At 70.1% G+C, this 19618-nt stretch carries 18 protein-coding genes; 8 read left to right on the forward strand and 10 right to left on the reverse strand.

Annotated features, from left to right (window positions below):
* Positions 1–52: 52 nt before the first annotated feature.
* From QE416_RS08450 to QE416_RS08460, 3 genes are read right to left on the reverse strand one after another with little or no spacing between them, the layout of a single operon-like run.
* Complete coding sequence (locus QE416_RS08450; protein WP_307315236.1) at positions 53–811, reverse strand: GntR family transcriptional regulator; 759 nt, start codon at positions 809–811, stop codon at positions 53–55.
* A complete protein-coding gene (locus QE416_RS08455; protein ID WP_267786206.1) occupies positions 792–1697 on the reverse strand; it encodes a DMT family transporter in 906 nt (301 codons plus the stop codon). The genes QE416_RS08450 and QE416_RS08455 overlap by 20 nt, the downstream gene beginning before the upstream one ends.
* A 38-nt stretch (positions 1698–1735) precedes the next feature.
* The gene (locus QE416_RS08460; RefSeq protein WP_267786207.1) at positions 1736–2173 is read right to left on the reverse strand and encodes a MarR family winged helix-turn-helix transcriptional regulator; all 438 of its coding nucleotides are present in this window, start codon (positions 2171–2173) and stop codon (positions 1736–1738) included.
* A gap of 55 nt (positions 2174–2228) precedes the next feature.
* On the opposite strand from QE416_RS08460, the gene QE416_RS08465 reads away from it, so the two are divergent.
* A complete protein-coding gene (locus QE416_RS08465; protein WP_267786209.1) occupies positions 2229–2597 on the forward strand; it encodes a VOC family protein in 369 nt (122 codons plus the stop codon).
* A gap of 669 nt (positions 2598–3266) precedes the next feature.
* Complete coding sequence (locus tag QE416_RS08470; RefSeq protein ID WP_307315239.1) at positions 3267–4196, forward strand: hypothetical protein; 930 nt, start codon at positions 3267–3269, stop codon at positions 4194–4196.
* Positions 4197–4199: 3 nt separating this feature from the next.
* Here the strand turns inward: QE416_RS08470 and QE416_RS08475 are convergent, their stop codons facing one another.
* Positions 4200–4607: a YccF domain-containing protein gene (locus QE416_RS08475; protein ID WP_210072255.1), complete on the reverse strand. Its 408-nt coding sequence runs from the start codon at positions 4605–4607 to the stop codon at positions 4200–4202.
* A gap of 138 nt (positions 4608–4745) precedes the next feature.
* Between QE416_RS08475 and QE416_RS08480 the strand changes: the two genes are divergently transcribed.
* The 3 genes from QE416_RS08480 to QE416_RS08490 all read left to right on the forward strand — a co-directional run bounded on the left by QE416_RS08480 (position 4746) and on the right by QE416_RS08490 (position 9272).
* The gene (locus QE416_RS08480; RefSeq protein ID WP_307315242.1) at positions 4746–5222 is read left to right on the forward strand and encodes a general stress protein; all 477 of its coding nucleotides are present in this window, start codon (positions 4746–4748) and stop codon (positions 5220–5222) included.
* A 48-nt stretch (positions 5223–5270) separates the two neighbouring features.
* Positions 5271–7706, forward strand: a complete 2436-nt coding sequence (locus QE416_RS08485; protein WP_210072253.1) for an ATP-dependent helicase — start codon at positions 5271–5273, stop codon at positions 7704–7706.
* A 471-nt stretch (positions 7707–8177) separates the two neighbouring features.
* Entirely contained in the window at positions 8178–9272 is a 1095-nt protein-coding gene (locus QE416_RS08490; protein ID WP_307315246.1) for an SseB family protein, read from the forward strand.
* A 55-nt stretch (positions 9273–9327) separates the two neighbouring features.
* Here the strand turns inward: QE416_RS08490 and QE416_RS08495 are convergent, their stop codons facing one another.
* Positions 9328–9954 (reverse strand): DUF1684 domain-containing protein, encoded by a 627-nt coding sequence (locus QE416_RS08495; RefSeq protein ID WP_267786214.1) that lies wholly within the window; start codon positions 9952–9954, stop codon positions 9328–9330.
* Between the two features lie 153 nt (positions 9955–10107).
* On the opposite strand from QE416_RS08495, the gene ligD reads away from it, so the two are divergent.
* Positions 10108–11133 carry a non-homologous end-joining DNA ligase gene (gene ligD, locus QE416_RS08500; protein WP_307315249.1) on the forward strand — a complete coding sequence of 342 codons (1026 nt, stop codon included), beginning with the start codon at positions 10108–10110 and terminating at the stop codon, positions 11131–11133.
* On the opposite strand, the gene QE416_RS08505 is transcribed toward ligD, so the two are convergent.
* Positions 11130–12080, reverse strand: a complete 951-nt coding sequence (locus QE416_RS08505) for a helix-turn-helix domain-containing protein (protein ID WP_267786216.1) — start codon at positions 12078–12080, stop codon at positions 11130–11132. The two genes, ligD and QE416_RS08505, sit on opposite strands and share 4 nt — an antisense overlap.
* 55 nt (positions 12081–12135) lie before the next feature.
* On the opposite strand from QE416_RS08505, the gene QE416_RS08510 reads away from it, so the two are divergent.
* A complete protein-coding gene (locus QE416_RS08510) occupies positions 12136–13413 on the forward strand; it encodes an MFS transporter (protein ID WP_307315252.1) in 1278 nt (425 codons plus the stop codon).
* Positions 13414–13437: 24 nt separating this feature from the next.
* On the opposite strand, the gene QE416_RS08515 is transcribed toward QE416_RS08510, so the two are convergent.
* The 3 genes from QE416_RS08515 to QE416_RS08525 all read right to left on the reverse strand — a co-directional run bounded on the left by QE416_RS08515 (position 13438) and on the right by QE416_RS08525 (position 16112).
* Complete coding sequence (locus QE416_RS08515; protein WP_267786219.1) at positions 13438–14481, reverse strand: ATP-dependent DNA ligase; 1044 nt, start codon at positions 14479–14481, stop codon at positions 13438–13440.
* Positions 14482–14485: 4 nt separating this feature from the next.
* Positions 14486–15664, reverse strand: coding sequence for an AI-2E family transporter (locus QE416_RS08520; RefSeq protein ID WP_307315256.1), 1179 nt, complete (start codon positions 15662–15664; stop codon positions 14486–14488).
* 100 nt (positions 15665–15764) lie between these two features.
* A complete protein-coding gene (locus QE416_RS08525) occupies positions 15765–16112 on the reverse strand; it encodes a response regulator (protein WP_267786222.1) in 348 nt (115 codons plus the stop codon).
* A gap of 135 nt (positions 16113–16247) precedes the next feature.
* On the opposite strand from QE416_RS08525, the gene QE416_RS08530 reads away from it, so the two are divergent.
* Positions 16248–17927 carry a cell wall metabolism sensor histidine kinase WalK gene (locus QE416_RS08530; RefSeq protein ID WP_307315262.1) on the forward strand — a complete coding sequence of 560 codons (1680 nt, stop codon included), beginning with the start codon at positions 16248–16250 and terminating at the stop codon, positions 17925–17927.
* Positions 17928–17967: 40 nt separating this feature from the next.
* On the opposite strand, the gene QE416_RS08535 is transcribed toward QE416_RS08530, so the two are convergent.
* The gene (locus QE416_RS08535) at positions 17968–19209 is read right to left on the reverse strand and encodes an acyl-CoA dehydrogenase family protein (RefSeq protein ID WP_307315265.1); all 1242 of its coding nucleotides are present in this window, start codon (positions 19207–19209) and stop codon (positions 17968–17970) included.
* Positions 19210–19618: the final 409 nt, after the last annotated feature.

Raw genomic sequence — 19618 nt, forward strand, 5'->3', positions numbered from 1 at the left:
GGCGTTGCGCGGCGTGACGCGATGTGTCGTCGTATGGCGCTCGGGGCGCTCGTCAGCGACCGGCGCGCCCGTCGATGATCGCCCGCGTCGAGTGCTCGAGGTGCGCGCGGACCACCCGCTCCGGGTCTCGCAACGCCTCCTCGACGTACGCGCGGTGCTCCTCCGTCAGTGCCCCCGGTGCGTACGCCGGCCGCACGTGCGTGAGCAGCAGCCGCATCTCGCCGTCGAGGCGGCGGTACTCCTCGGCGATGCGCGAAGAGCCGGACGCGTCCACGAGTGCGAGATGCACGCGAGCGTGGGCATCGAGGGTGGCGGGCCAGTCGCCCGCGGCCTCGGCCACGGCCAGGTCATCGAGCGCGGCGCCGGCGGCGGAGGGGCGGATGCCGCGATCGCGCACGATCCGCAGGGCCTCGGTCTCGAGGGCGCATCGCAACTGCTGCAGGGCGATCAGGGCGTCGTCGTCGAGAAGGGACACGCGGACTCCGCGGTACGGTTCGGCGGTGGTGAGTCGCTCGGCGGTCAGCGTGGCGAGAGCGGTGCGCGCGGTGTGCCGCGAGACGCCGTGAGCCGCGCTGAGATCCTCTTCCCGCAGCGGGGTGCCGGGCGCGAGTTCGCCCGACAGGATCTCGGAGCGCACGGCGGCGGCGACCGCGTCGGCGGTGCGGGGGCCGGGGACGGACGGCGAAGATCGGCGCGCGGCTGCGGTCGTGAGTGCCGCGGCATCCGCGGCGATGCGCTCGGCCTCTCCCGGCGGGGTGCGGCCCGCCCCGGCCGCAGCGCCTTCGTTCGCGTCAGGCCCGTGCCGCGGCATCCGGAACCTCCTCACCACGACGAGACGGAGCCGACACCACGGCGAGGCCCACCGCGATGAGGGCCAGGCCGATGCCGCTGACCAGCGTGAGCTGCTCGCGCAGCACGAAGAGGCCGAGCAGGGTGGCGGCGAGGGGTTCGGCCAGCGTCAGCGTCGACACGGTGACGGCGCTCAAGCGCGCCAGGCCCCACCCGAACAGCAGGTACGCGATCGCCGTCGTCACCACCCCGAGCCACAGGGCGAGGGCAAGACCGTTCGGGGTGAGGAGCCATGACGCTCCGGCGAGCAGGAGCACGGGCAGGCTCGCCACGGCGGCGACGCCGAATACCGCCCCCATGACGCGCGTGGAATTCCACCCCCTCTCGATCAACGCTTTGCCGCACACCGTATAGAGGGCGTACGACATTCCCGCGCCCGCCGAGGCGAGTAGGCCCGCCGGGGCGAGCGCGGTCGCGCCGCCGGTCATGCCCGACACGAGAACGACCCCGAGCAGGGCGACGGCGGTCGCCAGCATCCAGCGCGGTGACGGGGCGCGGCGCAGGCGCACGGCATCCGCGATCCCGGTGGCGATGGGCGCCGAGCCGAGGGCGACGACCGTGCCGATTGCGACACCGTTCTCGCGCGTGCCGAGGAAGAACAGGGGCTGGTAGGCGAGCACTCCGACCGCTCCGATGGCGATGAGTGCCGACGTCGACGTTCGAGAGCCGCGGTGCGGCCGCACGGGCGCGCGTTGCGTCAGGGCGAGAAGGCCCAGGATGCCACCACCCACCACGATCCGTGCCGCCCCGACCGCGAGCGGCGAGGCGTCGACGCCCGCGAGGGCCTGCGCCGTGCCCGTGGTGGAGAAACACAGCGCCGCGGCGAGGATCGCGAGGGCGGGAAGCATGCATGGATTGTTACACAATCTGCGCGTCGTCGTACGTCTCAGTCACGGAGCGCCGTGATCATCGATCGCAACGCGTGCAGGGCGGCGGCCTGTTCGGCATCCGTCATCCCGCTCAGCATGCGCTTCTCGACGGACCGGACGGCGGCGCTCGCCGCAGCGAGGGTGCGTCGGCCCTTCTCGGTGAGGCGGGTGGGGAGCGCCTTGCCGACAGGGGCGGTGTCCGGTCGCTCGACGATGCCGTCGCGCTCGAGGCTCTGCAGCAGCACGTTCATCGACTGTCGTGTGACGAAAGCGCCGCGCGCGAGGTCGGAGTTCGACAGGCCGGGCCGCTGGGCGAGCAGCTCGAGGCAGGAGTAGTGCGTGATCGTCATTCCGAGTGGGCGTAGCACGTCTTCCATTGCTGCGCGCAGAGCGCTCGCCGCTTCTTTCAGGAGGTAGCCGAGCGAGGTGTCCAAGTCGATTGCCTCTTGCGCCATGTCAGTATTCTGACATACGCTCTGTGTCAGATAACTGACACGCAAGGAGCATGCCATGCCCGCCACCGGACCCGACTTCATCTCTCTGCAGGTGCGCGACCTCGCCGCCTCCCACGCCTTCTACCAGAAGTACCTCGGCTTGCGCCGTTCGCCCACCGGCCCTCCTCACGCCGTCGTCTTCGACACCGCACCGATCGCCTTCGCTCTGCGCGACCTCGCGCCCGGCACCGACCTCACCGGCGTGGACCAGCCGGGCGTCGGCGTCGCCGTCTGGCTCCACGCCACCGAGGTGCAGCAGATGCACGACGCCCTCGCCGCCGACGGGCACCGGATCGTCATGGCCCCGATCGACGGACCGTTCGGCCGCACCTTCACCTTCGCCGACCCCGACGGCTACCACGTCACCCTGCACGACAGGGGGTGAGCCCGGGGCGGAGGGCCCCGGCATCCGGGACCGTCCGGCGGAGTCGGGGCGGGACGCGCCGGTTGCCGTGGCTGGGGGACGGCGTGTCGGTGGTGGACTCCGCGGGACGGTCGGTCGGGGGCGGTGTCGGGCGGCGGGTGTTTCGGCCGGGCGGGGCGGCGGGTCCGCGGCATCCGGGACCGTCCGGCGGAGTCAGGGCGGGACACGCCGGTTGCCGTGGCTGGGGGACGGCGTGTCGGCGGTGGACTCCGCGGGAGGGTCGGGCGGGGGCGGTGTCGGGCTGCGGGTGTTTCGGCCGGGTGGGGCGGTGGGTTCCCGGCATCCGGGACCGTCCGGCGGAGTCGGGGCGGGACGCGCCGGTTGCCGTGGCTGGGGGACGGCGTGTCGGCGGTGGACTCCGCGTGACGGTCGGTCGGGGGCGGTGTCGGGCTGCGGGTGTTTCGGTCGGGCGGGGCGGCGGGTTCCCGGCATCCGGGACCGTCCGGCGGAGTTGGGGCGGGACACGCCGGTTCCCGGGGTCGAGGGACGGCGTGTCGGCGGTGGACTCCGCGGGACGGCGATGCTCGAGCGGAACGGATGCCGTCACCCCGGCCCACGCTCGAATTCACCCGCTCCGATGTCCGCCGCCGGCCGGGCGGAAGCCCAGGAACGGGCGGGTAACGTGGGTGCATGGCGACGACGGCGGGGCGAGGCATCCTGGCCCTCAGCGTCGCCGTGATCCTCCTCGCCGTCGGCACGGTTCTGGCCGTGCTGGTGGATCCGTTCACGCGCGAGCAGGTGACGGTCGACCCGACGGCGGAATGGGTCGCGCGCGTGCTGCTGGTCTTCGGCGTGGTCTGGCTGCTGATCGGTGCGATCGCCGCGCGCACGCGTCTGGTTCGACGACCCGGCGCCGCTGCCGCGCGCGCGTCGTGGATCGCCTCCACCCGGCCGTGGCGGTCGCGGGAGTCGAGCCTCGGCCTGCTGCCGCTGGACCGTTGGCTCATGGTCCTGGTGCCGGGCGCGCTCCTCGTGATGACGCGGGTCGTCCAGACGCCGCGCGACGGGCTGTGGGGCATCCTCATCGCCGTCGCCGGGTGGCTCGTGTTCGCCGCCACGGTGCGTCTGCTGCTCGGGCGCCGCTCGCCCTGGCCGATCATCGCGGCGGTGGGCGGGGCCCTCGTACTGCGGTGCGTGGTCGCGCTGTCGGCCGTGTCGCTGTCGGGGCCGGACGGCGTCTGGCCGACGATCTGGGCGCAGCCGTGGGTGCGCATCCTCTACCTCGCGGTCGCCTTCGCGCTGGTGGCGTGGGTGTTCGTCGTGGCCGGGTGGTCGCTTTCGGCGCAGCTCGGCCGCCGTCGTGCTGCGGGCGTCGCCCTCGCCGGGATGGGCGTCGGTTACGCCCTGCCCGCGGCGACCATCGCGGTGATGGGGGCGCACGACGCGCTCCGCTCCTGGAACGAGCAGATCGGAGTGCTTCCCTGGGATCTCGCGCGCTTCAGCGGAGCACGCGAAGGGGCGTTTCCCCTCGAGATCATGACGACCACGGCCGTGATCGGCGGGGTCGCGCTGGTGGTCGGCATCCTGCTCGCTCTGCCGCGCCGCGTGTACGGGCGCTGAGCGTCAGCGTCCCAGGGTCTGGTCGAACGGCCCGCCGCGACCGATCTCACGCACCTCTTTGCCCAGCGGCATGAGCGACACCGGGACCAGTTTGAAGTTCGCGATCCCGAGCGGGATGCCGATGATCGTGACGCACAGCAGCAGTCCGGTGAAGACGTGGCCCAGGGCCAGCCACCATCCGGCGAGGATCACCCAGACGACGTTGCCGAGGAACGAGCCGACTCCCGCCGACCTCTTCGCCACGATCTCACGACCAAACGGCCACAGGGCGTACAGGCCGATGCGGAACGACGCGATGCCCCAGGGGATCGTGACGATGAAGATGCACAGCACGACCCCCGCGGCGAGGTAGCCGAGGAAGAGCCAGAAGCCCGAGAGGACGAGCCAGAGGACGTTGAGGATCAGGCGCATGCCTCCATCATCCAGGTGTCGCCTGAATGGCGTGCGGGTTTGACTCTTGGCCCCTAACCCGGGCTCCCCCGACGCGCAACCGCCCCGCGGCGAGCGGGAGGCGCCGTTAGCGTGGGGCCACCGAGGGAAGGAACCGCCATGTCCGACATCACCCGGGCCACGCCCGAACGCCGCGTCCTGTCGAGCTTCACCGACTACACCGGGGCACAAGCCGCCGTCGACCGGTTGTCCGACGCGGGCTTCCCCGTCGAGCACACCGCGATCGTCGGAACCGGCGTGCGGATCGTCGAGCAGGTGACGGGCCGCCTCACGCGCGGTCGCGCGGCCGGGCTCGGAGCCGCGTCGGGGGCCTGGTTCGGCCTGATGATCGGCGTGCTGATCGGTCTGCTCAGCGTCAACGGCTTCCTCGGTTTCGTCTTGCTGGGCCTCGTGCTCGGAGCCGTCTGGGGTGCCGTCTTCGGTTTTGCCGGGCACGCGTTCACGGGCGGACGCCGCGACTTCTCGTCGGTGCAGGGCTTCGAGGCCGAGCGCTGGGACGTGACGGTGGATGCCGAGCACTTCTCGCGCGCGCAGTCGCTGTTGTCGTCGGGTGCGGCGGGGGAGGCGCGGAGCTGAGCCCCGACGGGGCCGATGTCGGGGGCCCCGCCTAGACTTGACCCCGCCATGACCGACGCCTCCACGCCCCTCATCGTCGACGGTCCCGGACCGTCGGCATCCCGACCCGACGCCGACCTCCTCGAGGGGCTGAACGGTCCGCAGCGCGAGGCCGTGACCTATCGCGGCCAGGCGCTGCTCATCGTCGCGGGCGCGGGCTCCGGTAAGACGAGCGTGCTCACGCGGCGCATCGCCTCGCTGCTGCGCACGCGCGAGGCGTATCCCAGCCAGATCCTCGCGATCACCTTCACGAACAAGGCCGCGGGCGAGATGCGCGAGCGCGTGCACCAGCTCATCGGTCAGAAGGCCGACGGCATGTGGATCTCGACGTTCCACTCCGCCTGCGTGCGCATTCTCCGCCGCGAGGCCGAGCAGTTCGGTTTCACCAAGTCGTTCACCATCTACGACTCCGGCGACTCGCGTGCCCTCATCAAGCGTCTCGTCAAAGAGCACGAGGGCGACTCGTTCGGCCTCACCCCGGCTGGTACCCAGAGCCGCATCTCCAAGCTGAAGAACGAGCTGGCGGATGCCGAGTCCTACGCGCGATCCGCGAACATGAGCGACCCGGCCGAGCGCGTGTTCGTCGAGATCTTCGGCTCGTACCAGCGCGAGCTGCAGCGCGCCAACGCCTTCGATTTCGACGACCTCATCGCCCAGACCGTCTACCTGTTCCGGGCGTTCCCGCAGGTGGCCGACCGGTACCGCAAGCGGTTCCGGCACATCCTGGTCGACGAGTACCAGGACACCAACCACGCGCAATACGCGCTCATCCACGAGCTGACACGGCCTCCCGGCGCCGACGCCGAGCCGTTCTCGTCGGGCGGCATGATGATCTTCGACGCCGAGCCGGCGGGCGAAGACGCCGCATCCCTCACCGTCGTCGGTGACTCCGACCAGTCGATCTACGCGTTCCGCGGCGCCGACATCCGCAACATCAGCGAGTTCGAGCGCGACTACCCGGGCGCCAAGGTCGTACTGCTCGAGCAGAACTACCGCTCCACGCAGAACATCCTCTCCGCGGCCAACGCGGTGATCTCAAACAACTTCGACCGCAAAGACAAGAAGCTCTGGACCGACGTCGGCGCGGGCGATCCGATCATCGGCTTCACCGGCTACTCGCAGCACGATGAGGCGCAGTTCGTCGCCGACGAGATCGAGGCACTCCACAAGAAGGGCGTCGACTACTCTGGCGTCGCGGTGTTCTACCGCACCAACTCGCAGTCGCGTGCGCTCGAAGAGATCTTCATCCGCTCGGCCGTGCCCTACAAGATCATGGGCGGCACCAAGTTCTACGAGCGCGCCGAGATCAAAGACGCCCTCGCATACCTCGTCGCCGTGGCCAATCCCGCCGACTCGATGGCCCTCCGGCGCATCCTCAACCGGCCGCGCCGCGGTATCGGCGACGTCACCGAGACGGCCATCGCCCGCTACGCCGCAGAGCACGGGATCACCTTCCGCGATGCCCTGGCCAACTCGGCCCAGATCGGCGTCGGCCCCAAGCTGCAGAAGGCCATCGACCAGCTCGACGCGGTGCTGACCGAGGCCACGGCGGTCATGCTCCCGGCATCCGGAGAGCTCGCTCCCTCCACCTCGGTCACCGAGGGTCTCACGCTGCTGCTGAACAAGAGCGGGTACTTCGATGCCCTGCGCGCGAGCAAAGACCCGCAGGACGAGGCGCGTCTCGAGAACCTCGACGAGCTCGTCGCGGTGACGCGGGAGTTCGCGCGCAACAACCCCGAGGGCACGATCATCGACTTTCTCACCGAGGTCACCCTCGTGGCCGATGCCGACGACCTCGACGACGCGTCAGGCTCGGTGTCGCTCATGACCTTGCACACGGCGAAGGGCCTCGAGTACGACGCGGTGTTCCTCACCGGCGTCGAAGAAGACCTGCTCCCGCACCGCATCTCGGCGAACGAGCCGGGCGGGCCGCAGGAGGAACGCCGGCTGTTCTACGTCGGCATCACCCGCGCCCGCAAGCGTCTGCACCTCTCGCTCGCGATGACCCGCGCGCAGTTCGGCGAGGTCACGGTCGCGATGCCCAGCCGGTTCCTACAGGAGATCCCCGCCGACCTCATCGACTGGCGGCAGTCGCCCGGCGACGTCAACGGCCGCGGGGGCTCGCAGTCGCGTGCGCTCAACGCCCGCGGACGACGGCCCGGCCAGGCCGGGAGCGCGGGTAACCGCTACGGCGACGACCTCGTGCCGCTGCCCAAGCGCGCGCCGGCCGACCCGAGCAAGTTCCCCAACCGCATCCCGGCGAAGGTCCGTGACAACGGCGACATGCAGCTCGCGTCGGGCGACCGCATCCGTCACGACGACTTCGGCGAGGGCCGTGTAGACGCCGTGACCGGCGAAGGCGCCAAGCGCGTGGCGCACGTGCGCTTCGACACGGTCGGGCCGAAGAAGCTGCTCGTCAAGATCGCGCCCATCACCAAGCTGTAGAACGCGTCGCGAGGCGGTTCGCGGGCTCCTGGCCCGGGCAGCCGGCGTGCCGTGCCCGGCGTGTGGTGCCACGGGCGTGTGCGCGTGCGCGGGCGGGGGGCCGCGGGTGTAAGCCGGGCGCGTGCCGTGCGCGTTCGCGGGTGCGGCGTGCGTGGGTGCGCGGAGGCGCGGGCGCGGGTGCGGCGGGCGTGAGTACGGCGGCGCGTGCGCGTGCCGTGCGCGTGCGCGGGTGGGGGTGCCAGCGCGAGCGCGGCGGCGTGGCGCTCGCGCTAATCCATCCCACGCAGAAACGCGATCCACGCGCGGAAACGCGTGCTCCTCGCGTTTATCGGCGCTGATCGTGTTTATCGGTGCCCGCAGGCGCCGTCCCGCGCAGGAACGCCATGCGGTCGCGGCCTCGACCGGGGCGCGGACGCCGTTCGCGGCACCCCGCCGGGCCCGGCCCGCGGACCGCCCGGATAGGCTTGCGCAATGGCTCTCTTCTCGCGCCGCAAGAAGTCCGACTCCGACGACGTATCGGCCGACCGGCCCGACACCGCGATCGAGCCGGGCGAACAGCCCGTCGATCCCGCGGGCCCGAGCGATGCCGCTCCGGCCGCGGAGGTTCCGGCCGAAGCCGCCCCGACCGTGGGCATCTCGATGTCGTCGTTCCGCGGGGTGGGCGCCGGCCCCGACACTCCCGAGCCCTCGTCGGCTCCGCCCGTGGCAGCTCGTCCCTCGGCACGCCAGCCCGGCGCGATGGAGGCCCCCGAGGCACCCGAGACGGTGCCGGGCCTTCGCGACAACGTCCTGCTCGGCAATGCCCTCGCCGAGGTCGACGGGCAGCCCGAGCCCGCTCAGCTGCTCAACATCGCGCGGCAGTTGCTGCAGGGGCACGTCTTCCTCCGCGTGAAGGGCGACGCCCGAGCGCTCCTCGCCGAGGGCAAGGACCTCCCGCTCGCCGTCGCGAACAACGGTGACGAGCAGCTCGTCCTCGCCTACAGCGGCGGACTCGCCCTGCGTGCCAGCGTCGATGCCGACGGCGACCGCGATACGTCTGCGATGGGCCAGCCCGTCATGGCGCTGCTGCGTCACGTGCTCGCCGGTCCCTACGCGGGCATCATCCTCGACCCCGCCTCCCAGCCGAACCGCGCCGTGCTGCCCAAGGCTCTCCTCGAGCGCATGGTCGCCGAGGTCGACCCCGAACTGCGCATCAAGACTGCCCTGTGCGAGACGCGCGATGACTCCACCGCGTCGAAGATCGTCGACGCGATCGTCGCCGAGGCTCCCCTGTGGATCGGCGTGAACCGCTCCGAGGAGGGCGGTCCGATCGGCGTCGCCGAGTCGCGGTCAGCCACGGGCGAACGTTTCCTCGAGGTCTTCACGCACCCGCTCGAACTTCTCGCCCTCGGCCGCGGTGACCAGCCGCTGCCCATCCAGCGCACACAGCTCGCGAAGGCTCTGGCCGGCGACGCCGCACTGACCGGCATCCTGATCGATCCTGCCGGCCCGTGGATCCGCATCGACCGCGACGAGCTCGCTCCGGTGATCGCTCTGGCGGAAGAGGGCTCCGAGCCCACCGCCTGACTCGACGACAAGACGGCGGGCCGCTCCCTCTCGGGGCGGCCCGCCGTCGTTCGTGTCAGACCCCGTACAGCTCGCCGACCGGCACCGCCACCGGGAGCACGTTGCCGGCCGGGGCCAGCGGGCAGGCCCACATCGGGTCGTACGCGCACGAGGGGTTGTATGCGAAGTTGAAGTCGATGACGAGGGTGTCGGGCGCGGCGCCCCGGCCGAGATCGGCGCCCTTGATGGTGTCGAGCAGATAACGCCCGCCGCCGTAGGTGCCCCCGGGGCGGCCGGCCGCGGCATCCCGAACCGGCACGAACAGCCCGCCGCCGTACGACGTCAGCCGCCACACGTCGAGGGATCCGGTCTCGGGCAGTTCGACACGACCGATGCGTTCGAAGCCGACCTCGCCGTCGGTGCCGGTCGTGGCCACGAACGAGGCCTCGTCGGCGTCGAGCAGGGGAACCTCGAAGCGCCACGCGGCGTCGTAGGGCGCGAGCGGCAGACCGACGAAGCCGTCGCGCTGCTCGGGGAGCAACGGCGTGGCCGGATGATCGGCGAACAGCGCGTCGCGCTCGATGCGCCACAGCTCGTGGGCGTCTTCGGGGTCGTCGGCTTCGCGCACCGCGTCGTACAGCGCGAAGACGCGTCGGCGCCAGTCGGCGATGTCGAGGGCGGTCCGGGCGGCTGCGGAGGTCATGGTCCGAGCGTAAACGGCTGCCGGATGCCAAGACTCGGGCTGGACAGCGAGGCGGCGCCCGCTCTGCTCGAAGACGTCTCCGGGGTACCACGGCTTCCGCCCTCTCGCGCAACCCGGCAGACACGACCGTCGCCCGCGCACTAGCGTCGGGACATGGCATCCCCCCGCATCACGCTGACCGTGCCGGGCCCCGACGGCGATCGGGAGGTGGGCATTTCGAACCCCGATCGCGTGCTGTGGCCCGAGGTGGGGATCACCAAGCGCGAGTTGGCGGAGTACCTCATCGCCGTCGCCGACCCCTTCATCGCGGCGAACGGGCATCGGCCGGTGTCGCTCGAGCGTTTTCCCGACGGGGTGGGAGGCGAGGCCTTCTTCTCGAAGAACCCGCCGAAGGGGGCGCCCGACTTCGTCGAGGCCGTCACTGTGACGTACAACAGCGGGCGCCGGCATCCGCAGCTCTTCCTCGGCGAGATCGCGTCGGCGGTGTGGGCCGCGCAGATGAACACGATCGTGTTCCACCCCTGGGCCTCTCTCGCGAGCGACGCCGACCACCCCGTCGAGTTGCGTATCGACCTCGATCCGCAGCCGGGAACGGGTATCGCCGAGGCGGTCAGCGCGGCGCACGAACTGCGTACGGTCCTTCGCGAAGCGGGCCTCGAGGCCTGGATCAAGACCAGCGGCAACCGCGGCCTGCACGTGTTCTGCCCGATCGAGCCGACGCACGAGTTCCTCGACGTCCGGCACGGGGTCATCGCCGCCGCGCGCGAACTGGAGCGACGGATGCCGGATGCCGTGACCACGAGCTGGTGGAAGGAAGAGCGGGGTCAGCGCATCTTCGTCGACTTCAACCAGGCCAACCGCGACCGGACGATGGCGGGGGCGTACTCGCCCCGGGCTCTGCCCACCGCGACCGTGTCGACTCCGGTGTCGTGGGACGAGCTCGACGGCCTCGACCCGCTCGCGTTCACCGTGCGCTCGATTCCCGAGCGGTTGGACACGGTCGGGGATCCGTGGGCGGGGTTCAGCGAGAAGCCCGGACGCATCGACACGCTGCTGGAATGGTGGCAGCGCGACCTCGACGCCGGGCTGGGCGAGCTGCCGTTCCCGCCCGAGTTCCCGAAGATGCCGGGTGAGCCGCCGCGCGTGCAGCCCTCGCGGGCGAAGGCCCCAGACGCTTAGGGGTTCAGCGCGTCGCCCGCGGCGCTGCGGTAGTAGAGCACGGCGCGTCCGTATCGCGTGCGGTTCAAGAGCCCCGCGCGTTCCATCACGCGCAGGTGCTGGTTGATCGCGGAGGTCGAGACACCGAGCTGCAGGGCGAGATCGGTGGAGGATGCCGGCTCACCCAGCGCCACGAGAAGTGTCGCGCGCGTGCGACCGAGCAGGTCGACGACGGCGTCGGGTGCGGGCTGCGCGCTGGTGGACCACATCGCCCCCTGCCCGCGCGCGGGGTACATCACCGTGGGAGGGAGGTCGTCGTCGATCGGCGTGGACACCCGGACGGTGAAGATCGACGGGACGAGGGTGAGGCCTTCGCCGAGGACCGGTCGGCGGCGAACCTCGGGGTTCCACAACCGCACGTCGAGGTGTCGTCCGTCGTAGCGCGCGGCATCCGACAGGCCGTTGAGGACCGTACCCATGCCGGATTGCGCGGCGACGCGCCCACGGTAGGCGATGTCGGAGCGCAGGACCGCGCTCATGCGCGCCCAGTGCGGCGCGAAGCAGAGGTCCCACGTGGTCGCGAGCGCTCGCTGCAGACGAGCGACGACGAGATCGTGGCGCCCGCGGAAAACCGTCGGCACCTCCCCGTGCACCCGCTCGAGATCGGTGTGCAAGCGCGCCCGCGAGATGCGGCCGAGCTCCGCCAGTTCGTCGTCGAACGACGTAAGAGGGGAGGCGGGCCGCGGGTTGACGAAGTCGGCCGTCCACTTGCGGTCATTAATCAGCGCGAGCAGCACCTCGAGATCCAGGAGCGGGCGCACGTCTGCGATCTGCCGGAGCCACGGAGCCTGCAGCGGGTACCCCTCCGGCTGCGACAGGGCGCGGAGTCCGAGGCCCAGCTCCGACAGCGGCGAGATACCGAAACGGATTGCCGAGATGTCGGCGGCCTCCAGCTCGTACCGGATCATGAAGCCCCACGCTACATCGATTGAACGCCTCTCCGCCGACTGGATCAATGGAGGGGTGACCAGCACGATCCCCGCCGCCCCCCTGAAAGTTCTCGTGCAGACGGACAAGACCCTGCGCCGCCTGCTCACGATCACGCTGGTCGACACCCTCGGACGCGGCGCGTTCTTCACTCTGACGACGCTGTATCTCACGCTCATCGTGGGACTCGAGCCCGTGACGGTCGGTATCGGCTTGACCATCGCCGGGGCGGTCGGCGTGGCCAGCTCGCTCGCCTTCGGTCACCTCTCGGACCGCTTCAGCGCACGGATGATGCTGATCGTGCTGCACGTCGTTCAGGGCGCGGCGCTCATCGGCTACCTCTTCGTGAGGGATCTTGCTTCGCTCGTGATCGTCGCCTCGCTCGTGCTGCTCGCACAGCAGGGCGGTGGGAGCGTGCGCTCGTCCGTGGTCGGGCGGGCGTTCCGCGGAGACGACCGCGTGCGCATCCGTGCCGCCATGCGGACCGTGACCAACGTCGGGATCGGGATCGGCACCGCGGTCGCGGCGATCCCGCTCGCCCTCGGCACGCCGTTCGCCTTCCACGTGACGATGACCGTCTCGGGATCGTTCTTCCTGCTGTCCGCGCTGCTCGTGGCCGGACTCGACCCGGCTCGCATCGACGTCTCCACCGCCGAACCCGCGCCGGACGCCCCCGTCGAGGCAGGCCGGAGTCCCTATCGGGACCCGCGGTTCCTGTGGCTCACCGCTCTCATGGGAGTGTTCGGCATCCAGTTCGGTGTGTTCGAGATCGGTGTGCCGCTGTGGGTCGTCGCGCACACGATCGCCCCCGACGTGGTCGTCAGCCCACTGCTGCTCGTCAACACGGTCGTCGTGGTGCTGCTGCAGGTGCGGATGAGTCGCGGGACCGGCACCTTCGCCGGGGCCGGACGCGCGATGAGCAGGTCAGGGTGGCTCATGGTCGCGGCGTGCGCGCTCTGGGCGGGCGCCGGCTGGATCGGCGGCGAGGGGTGGGGCCCGGTGGCAGCGGTGATCGTGGTGCTGCTGGCCGCGGCCGTCGTGCACTCCCTTGCCGAGATCACCTCGAGCGCCGCAGGATGGAGCCTCAGCTTCGACCTCGCCCCGCAGGAGCGTATGGGCAGCTACCAGGGCGTCTACGGCACCGGATACGCGGTCGGCGCGATGATCGCCCCCGCCGTGGTGACGCTCACGGCGATCGATCTCGGCACGGGCGGGTGGGCCATTCTCGCGGCGATGTTCGCCGCTGCGGCTGCGGGGGTCGTCGTGATCGCACGGCGGGCCGAGCGGGAAAGGGATGCCGCTCCCACCGACTGAGCGACAGTGCGGGAGTCGCCGGACTCAGTCCAGCACGTCGCCCAGGTCGTACGACGACACCGTCTCGAGCTGCGTGAACGTGCAGGAGCGGGCGTCGCGGTCGGGACGCCAGCGGTCGAACTGCACGGTGTGGCGGAAGCGCATGCCCTCGAGCTGGTCGTAACGCACCTCGAGCACGAGCTCGGGGCGCAGCCGGACGAACGACACGTCTTTCGACGCCGAGAAGCGTGAGCGGTCGGTCTCGCCGACGACGGCGGCGCCATCGGCATCTCGCTCGACGAGCGGGGCGAGTTCGTCGATGAGCTCGCGACGTTTCTTGTCGGTCCATGCCGAGACACCGCCGACGCCGTGCAGGCGACCCTCGTCGTCGTACAGACCGACGAGGAGCGAACCCACGCCCTCGCCCGACTTGTGGATGCGGTAGCCGAGGGCCACGACGTCTGCCGTGCGGGCGTGCTTGATCTTGAACATCGTGCGCTTGTTCGGGGCGTAGGGCTGGGCGAGCGGCTTGGCGATCACGCCGTCGAGGCCCGCGCCCTCGAACTCGGCGAGCCACCGGCGCGCGAGGTCGGGGTCGTCGGTCGTGCGGGTGACGTGAACGGGGTGCGGCACGGTGCCCAACAGGTCTTCGAGCTGCGCGCGGCGCTCCGAGAACGGCTCGTTCTGCAGGTCGCGGTCGCCGCGGGCGAGCAGGTCGAACGCGATGAACATCGCCGGCGTCTCTTCGGACAGCAGGGCCACGCGCGAGGCCGCGGGGTGGATGCGCTGCGACAGGGCCTCCCAGTCGAGGCGTTGCGCGCCGGCCTCGCCGCGGGCGACCACAACCTCTCCGTCGATGAGGCACGGCTCGGGCAGGATCTCGGCGAACGCCGCGACCAGCTCGGGGAAGTACCGGGTGAGGGGCTTCGCCCCGCGACTGCCGATCTCGACGTCGGTGCCGTCCCACGACACCAGCGCGCGGAAGCCGTCCCACTTGGGCTCGTAGCTGAACCCGCCCGCGACCTTGGCGTGCTCGGGCACCTGGGGCACCGACTTCGCCAGCATCGGTGCGGGGATGTCATAGCCCACGGCGTCAGTCCTCGCTCTCGCCCCCGGCGAGCGGAACGGGGTTGCGACGCTTCTTGCGGCGCGCCCACTCGGCCGGCTTGTCATCGCCGTTCCAGACGCTGATCACGCCCCAGACCACGGCGGTCAGCGGGACGGCCAGGAGCGTGCCCAGGATGCCGCCGATCGCGGTGCCACCGGCGAGCACCACCAGGACGACGAAGGAGTGCAGCTTCATCGAGCGACCCATGAGAACCGGCTGCAGGAAATTGCCCTCGAGCTGGTTGACCAGCACCACGATGCCGACCACGATCAGGGCGACGATCGGCCCGTTGGTGACCAGGGCGACGAGAGCGGCCAAGATGCCGGCGGTGACGGCGCCGACGATCGGGATGAAAGCGAGAAGGAAGACAAGGACCGCCAGGGGGAGGGCGAGGGGCACCTGCAGGATCGCCAGCCCGATGCCGATACCGATCGCGTCGACGGCGGCGACGGAGGCCGTGCCGCGGACGTACGAGCCCAGGACGGTGACGGTCTTGTCTCCGATCCGGCGTGCGCGCTCGTAGTCGCTGCCGCGGAAGGGGCGCAGCACGAACTCCCACATGCGGGGGCCGTCCTTGAGGAAGAAGAACAGGATGACGACCATGAGCACGAAGCCGGTGACGAACGATGCGACAGCGCTGACCCCGGCGAGGGCTCCGGTGCCGAACTCCGAGCTCGTGACGAAGCTCTGGACCCCCTGCAGCGCCTGATTCACCTGGTCGGGCGAGATGGCGAAGGGGAGCGTGTGATACCAGTCCTGTGCCTGCTCGAAGCCCTGCGTGGCCTGCGAGCTGAGGTAGTCCCACTGATTGATGACGGCGTTCGCCACCAGCCAGCCGAGCGCTCCGAGAACGACGACGACCGCGAGCAGCGTCAGCAGCGTCGCCAAGATGGCGGGCACGCCCTTTCGCCTCATCCACATCGTGACCGGCCCGAAAGCCGACGCGAAGATGAGGGCGAGGACCAGCGGGATGATCACCAGCGTGACCTGACGAATGCCCCAGATGAGCCCGGTCACCAGCACCACGACGATGATGATCTGCACGGCGCGGATGGCGAGACGCCCGAAGCCGTCGGACCACAGGCTCTTCGATGGCGTCTGTGCCGCCGGGGGGACGGAACGGACGGTGTCGTGCGGCGCGGGGTGGCGGGAGAACAGGCCCATGCTCACACGGTAGTGGGGACCTCCGACATGGCCGGTGTGTCTTGCGCCGGGTGTCGAGGCGGATTAGGGCGCGGCGACGCGGCTCCGCCGGAGTCCCCGGTCAACCCTCGAGGATCTCCCGAACCTGGGCGACGACCGCCCGCGGTCGGAAAGGTTTCGAGATGACCGCGTCGACGCCCGACTCGCGCGCTCGGCACTGATCTTCCGACTGCGCGCGGGCGGTGAGCATGAGGATGCGGGGCTGCTCGATACCGCACGTCGCCCGGATCTTCTCGCACGCTCGGATGCCGTCCATGACGGGCATCATCCAATCGAGAAGAACGACGCGCGGCCGTTCGCGCAGCACGGCGTCGACGCCTTCCTCCCCGTTGCTCGCCCGAACGGCTGAGATATCTGCTCGGTCGAGACCCATCAGCAACAGATCGGCGATGTCATCGTCGTCGTCCACAACCACAACCGAAGCTCCCATATGAGATATCTTGCCCGGAAAGTACCGTGATGGTCGGGCGCAAAGAACCTCATCCCAGATGCTGGCAAAATCGCACGAGGTAGCGCCGTCCTGTGGCGCGCGGAAGGGGGCGGCATGCCCGATCGATCAATTTGGACGCCCCTTCTTCCTCGTCAGTTGTTCGTGCGTCTGCAATTGCCCTTCTTGCTCGGGGTCACGCTGCTCTCGGTCGCAATGCTCATCGCCGTTCCCGAACTCGAACGATCGGCGGAGTTGTGGCTGGGCTTGGTGGTGGTGGCGGTTGCCTCGGCCCTGTTCCTCTCGCCTCGGCAGACGTGGATGCACACGGGGTGGATCGTCGTCATCCCCGTGCTCGACATCGTCAGCATCGCCTTCGTGCGCACCGCCCTCCTGCCGTACCTGCCGTCCGTGGGACTGCTGTCCCTCGTCCCCTTCGCGTGGATCGCGTACCGGTTCGGGTGGCCCGGACTCGCGCTGATCCTCGTGTCCGGCATCGTCATCGCCGGTCTTCCCTTTCTTCTCGGCGGACGACCCGTGACGACTCTCCTCGCGCTCGTGAATGTTCTGACCCTCCCCTTCATCGCGACCGGGTTATCGGTCGCGATCCATCTGGGTTCGCGGAACTTCGAAATGCGGCGTCGAATGTCGGAGGAAGCGACGGCGAGGCTTCGCACCGCTTTGGAGCAGTCGCACGAGGCGGAATTGCTCCTGCGTTCTGTGTTCGACACCGTCAGCGGAGCCGTGGCGTACTACAACGCGCGAAACGAGCTCGTGCTCGCCAATGCGACCGCCGCGAAGATGGTCGATGTCGTCGGATTCCGTCTCGACGTTCCCCCGTATGCAGGACCCGACGCATTGATGGCCGACAGGAAGACGAGGATTCCGCTCGAGCGCCAAATCATTCCGCGTGCCCTGCGGGGCGAGATCATCGCGAATCACATCGAATGGCTCGGCCGCCCGGGCAGCCAGATCGCCATCATGGCATCGTCGCGCCGCGTGCACCGAGAAGACGGCACCCTCCTCGGCACGGTGATCGCCGCATACGACGTGACCGAGCTGGTAGAGGCGATCGAGGTGCGCGAGGAGTTCTTGACGACGGTGTCGCATGAGCTGCGTACTCCGCTCACATCGATCATCGGCTACACGGAAGAGATCGTCGACGTCCTCGGGGAAGACGCGAAGAGGCTCGGGATCGACTCGTGGCTGGCGACGATCCTGCGCAGCACCGACACCTTGCTCGATCGTGTCAGCGAATTGCTGACGGTCGCCGATTCGCAGGTGCAGCTCGACGTCCGGGAGGTCGACGTCGCATCCATCATCGGGCGTGCGGTCGAACCGTTCACCGTGTTGGCCGGGCGCGCCGGTATCGAGTTGCGGACCGACGTGTCCGCCGATCTTCTCATCGAGGCGGATCCGACCCGTTTGGCGCAGGTGGTCGAGAATCTCGTGGGCAACGCGACGAAGTTCACCGGGCGCGGGGGACTTGTCACGGTCAGCGCGCGGCGGCGAAGCGACGAGGAACTGTCGATCTCGGTGGCCGATACCGGGATCGGGATGACCGCCGACGTCCGGCGGCGCGTGTTCGACCGCTTCTATCGGGCTCAGGTCGTGCGAGACGACGCCATCCAGGGAATCGGCGTCGGCATGTCCATCGTGAAGAAGATCGTCGACGCCCACGGCGGTGAGATCGCGATAGAGAGCGCCCCCGGGCTGGGGACGACGGTGACGGTGGTGTTGCCGACGCGCTCCGTCACGAGCCCGGTTCCCGCCGCAGAGGCGGTGGAGTCCGCCTAGCCCCCTCGACGCGCGGGCGCCGGGGTGCCGGCATCCGGGCTCAGACGAACGCGCTCATTCCGGTGATGTCGCGGCCGAGCAGGAGGGCCTGGACGCTCTCGGTGCCCTCGTACGTGTGGATGGCCTCGATGTCGGCCATGTGCTGCATGACGCCGTTCTCGAGCAGGATGCCGTTGCCGCCCAGCAGGTCGCGAGCGATCGCGGCGACCCGGCGGGCCGCCCGGGTGTTGTGATACTTCGCGAGCGACGCCTGGGTGGGACGCAGGCCTCCGCTGGACTCGAGGTCGGCCAGGCGGCGGCAGTAGAGCTGCATCGCGGTGAGTTCGTCGAGCATCTGCGCGAGCCGCTCCTGCACCATCTGGAACTTGGCGAGGGGCTTGCCGAACTGCATGCGTTCGGTGGCATATGTCCGGGCGATCTCGTAGCAGGCGGTCGCGTGGCCGAGCGCCGACCAGGCGACGCCCGATCGCGTGGCGAACAGAACCACCGATGCGTCTTTGAAGGTGCGTGTGCCGGGCAGCACGGCATCCGCGGGAAGACGCACCTCGTCCATCGCGATGTGAGCCTGGTGGATGCCGCGCAGCGACACCTTTCCGGTGATGACGGTGCCCGTGTAGCCCGGGGTGTCCTGCTCGACGAGGAAGCAGCGCACGTTGCCGTGGTCGTCGCCGCCCTCGTTCTCGACGCGCGCCCAGACGAAGGTGATGCCGCCGGAGGCGCCGTTGCCGATCCACTTCTTCGTTCCGCTGAGCGACCAGCCCTCGTCGGTACGGGTGGCGGTGGTCTCGAGAGAGACGGAGTCGGAGCCGTGGTCGGGCTCGGTCAGGGCGAAGGCGCCGAGCACGGTGCCGTCGGCGAGGGGCTTCAGCCAGCGCTGCTGCTGCTCGGGCGAGCCGTAGAGCGCGAGCGTCCGCAGCGCGAGTCCGCCCTGCACGGCGAGGGCCGTGGCGAGCGAGCCGTCGTGGCGCGAGATCTCCATGTTGACCAGGCCCGCGGCCAGCGGCGAGGTGTAGGGCAGCTCGTCGTGCTCGATGCCGTCGGTGAACAGCTGGAGCTCGCCCATGCGCCGGACGAGGTCGATCGGGTAGCTCGCGGCATCCCATTCGCCCTGCATGCGCGTGCCGACCTCGTCGGCGAAAGCCTTGGCGGTGTCCCAGATCGCGCGATCGGCGTCGGGGATGTCGGCGAACACCGCGTAGTAGTCGGTGTCGCGGCGGCCCAGCAGGTCGTAGCGGGCGACGCGCTCTCCGGGGAGCGCGCGGGCATCGGCGTCGATGGTCATGGGTCCCAGTATCGCGCATGTTGATACTGGGTGTCACGCGCCGGGAGAGACTCGCGGCGAACGCTCGGGCGGATGCTCGGATGCGCGCCCGGGTGCGCGCGGCGCCGTGTCGCGCGCCCCGCGATGACCGGGCCCGCTTCGACGTCGAGTGTCCACGACACCCGGACGATTTTTCAAAATGTCCGGGTGTTTTGGACACTCAACGCAGGGGCCTCGCCCCGCGATGGCGGTGCGTCATTCGACGTCGAGCCCCGCGATGGCGGTGCGTGATTGGACGTTGAGTGCCCACGACACCCGGAAGGTTTTTCAGAATGTCCGGGTGTTTTGGACACTCAACGCAGGGGCCTCGCCCCGCGATGGCGGTGCGTGATTGGACATTGAGTGTCCACGACACCCAGACGATTTTTCG

The sequence above is a fragment of the Microbacterium sp. SORGH_AS_0421 genome (genome assembly GCF_030818635.1).
In the GTDB taxonomy this organism is placed as follows: Bacteria; Actinomycetota; Actinomycetes; order Actinomycetales; family Microbacteriaceae; genus Microbacterium.

Bases quoted from the DNA above. Each gene is read 5' to 3' on its own strand.
- QE416_RS08505 (WP_267786216.1), bottom strand. From the start codon at position 12,080: ATGATCCGGTACGAGCTGGAGGCCGCCGACATCTCGGCAATCCGTTTC.
- QE416_RS08460 (WP_267786207.1), bottom strand. From the start codon at position 2,173: ATGGCGCAAGAGGCAATCGACTTGGACACCTCGCTCGGCTACCTCCTG.
- QE416_RS08480 (WP_307315242.1), top strand. From the start codon at position 4,746: ATGTCCGACATCACCCGGGCCACGCCCGAACGCCGCGTCCTGTCGAGC.
- ligD (WP_307315249.1), top strand. From the start codon at position 10,108: ATGGCATCCCCCCGCATCACGCTGACCGTGCCGGGCCCCGACGGCGAT.
- QE416_RS08455 (WP_267786206.1), bottom strand. From the start codon at position 1,697: ATGCTTCCCGCCCTCGCGATCCTCGCCGCGGCGCTGTGTTTCTCCACC.
- QE416_RS08470 (WP_307315239.1), top strand. From the start codon at position 3,267: ATGGCGACGACGGCGGGGCGAGGCATCCTGGCCCTCAGCGTCGCCGTG.
- QE416_RS08485 (WP_210072253.1), top strand. From the start codon at position 5,271: ATGACCGACGCCTCCACGCCCCTCATCGTCGACGGTCCCGGACCGTCG.
- QE416_RS08530 (WP_307315262.1), top strand. From the start codon at position 16,248: ATGCCCGATCGATCAATTTGGACGCCCCTTCTTCCTCGTCAGTTGTTC.
- QE416_RS08465 (WP_267786209.1), top strand. From the start codon at position 2,229: ATGCCCGCCACCGGACCCGACTTCATCTCTCTGCAGGTGCGCGACCTC.
- QE416_RS08495 (WP_267786214.1), bottom strand. From the start codon at position 9,954: ATGACCTCCGCAGCCGCCCGGACCGCCCTCGACATCGCCGACTGGCGC.
- QE416_RS08475 (WP_210072255.1), bottom strand. From the start codon at position 4,607: ATGCGCCTGATCCTCAACGTCCTCTGGCTCGTCCTCTCGGGCTTCTGG.
- QE416_RS08450 (WP_307315236.1), bottom strand. From the start codon at position 811: ATGCCGCGGCACGGGCCTGACGCGAACGAAGGCGCTGCGGCCGGGGCG.
- QE416_RS08535 (WP_307315265.1), bottom strand. From the start codon at position 19,209: ATGACCATCGACGCCGATGCCCGCGCGCTCCCCGGAGAGCGCGTCGCC.
- QE416_RS08520 (WP_307315256.1), bottom strand. From the start codon at position 15,664: ATGGGCCTGTTCTCCCGCCACCCCGCGCCGCACGACACCGTCCGTTCC.
- QE416_RS08490 (WP_307315246.1), top strand. From the start codon at position 8,178: ATGGCTCTCTTCTCGCGCCGCAAGAAGTCCGACTCCGACGACGTATCG.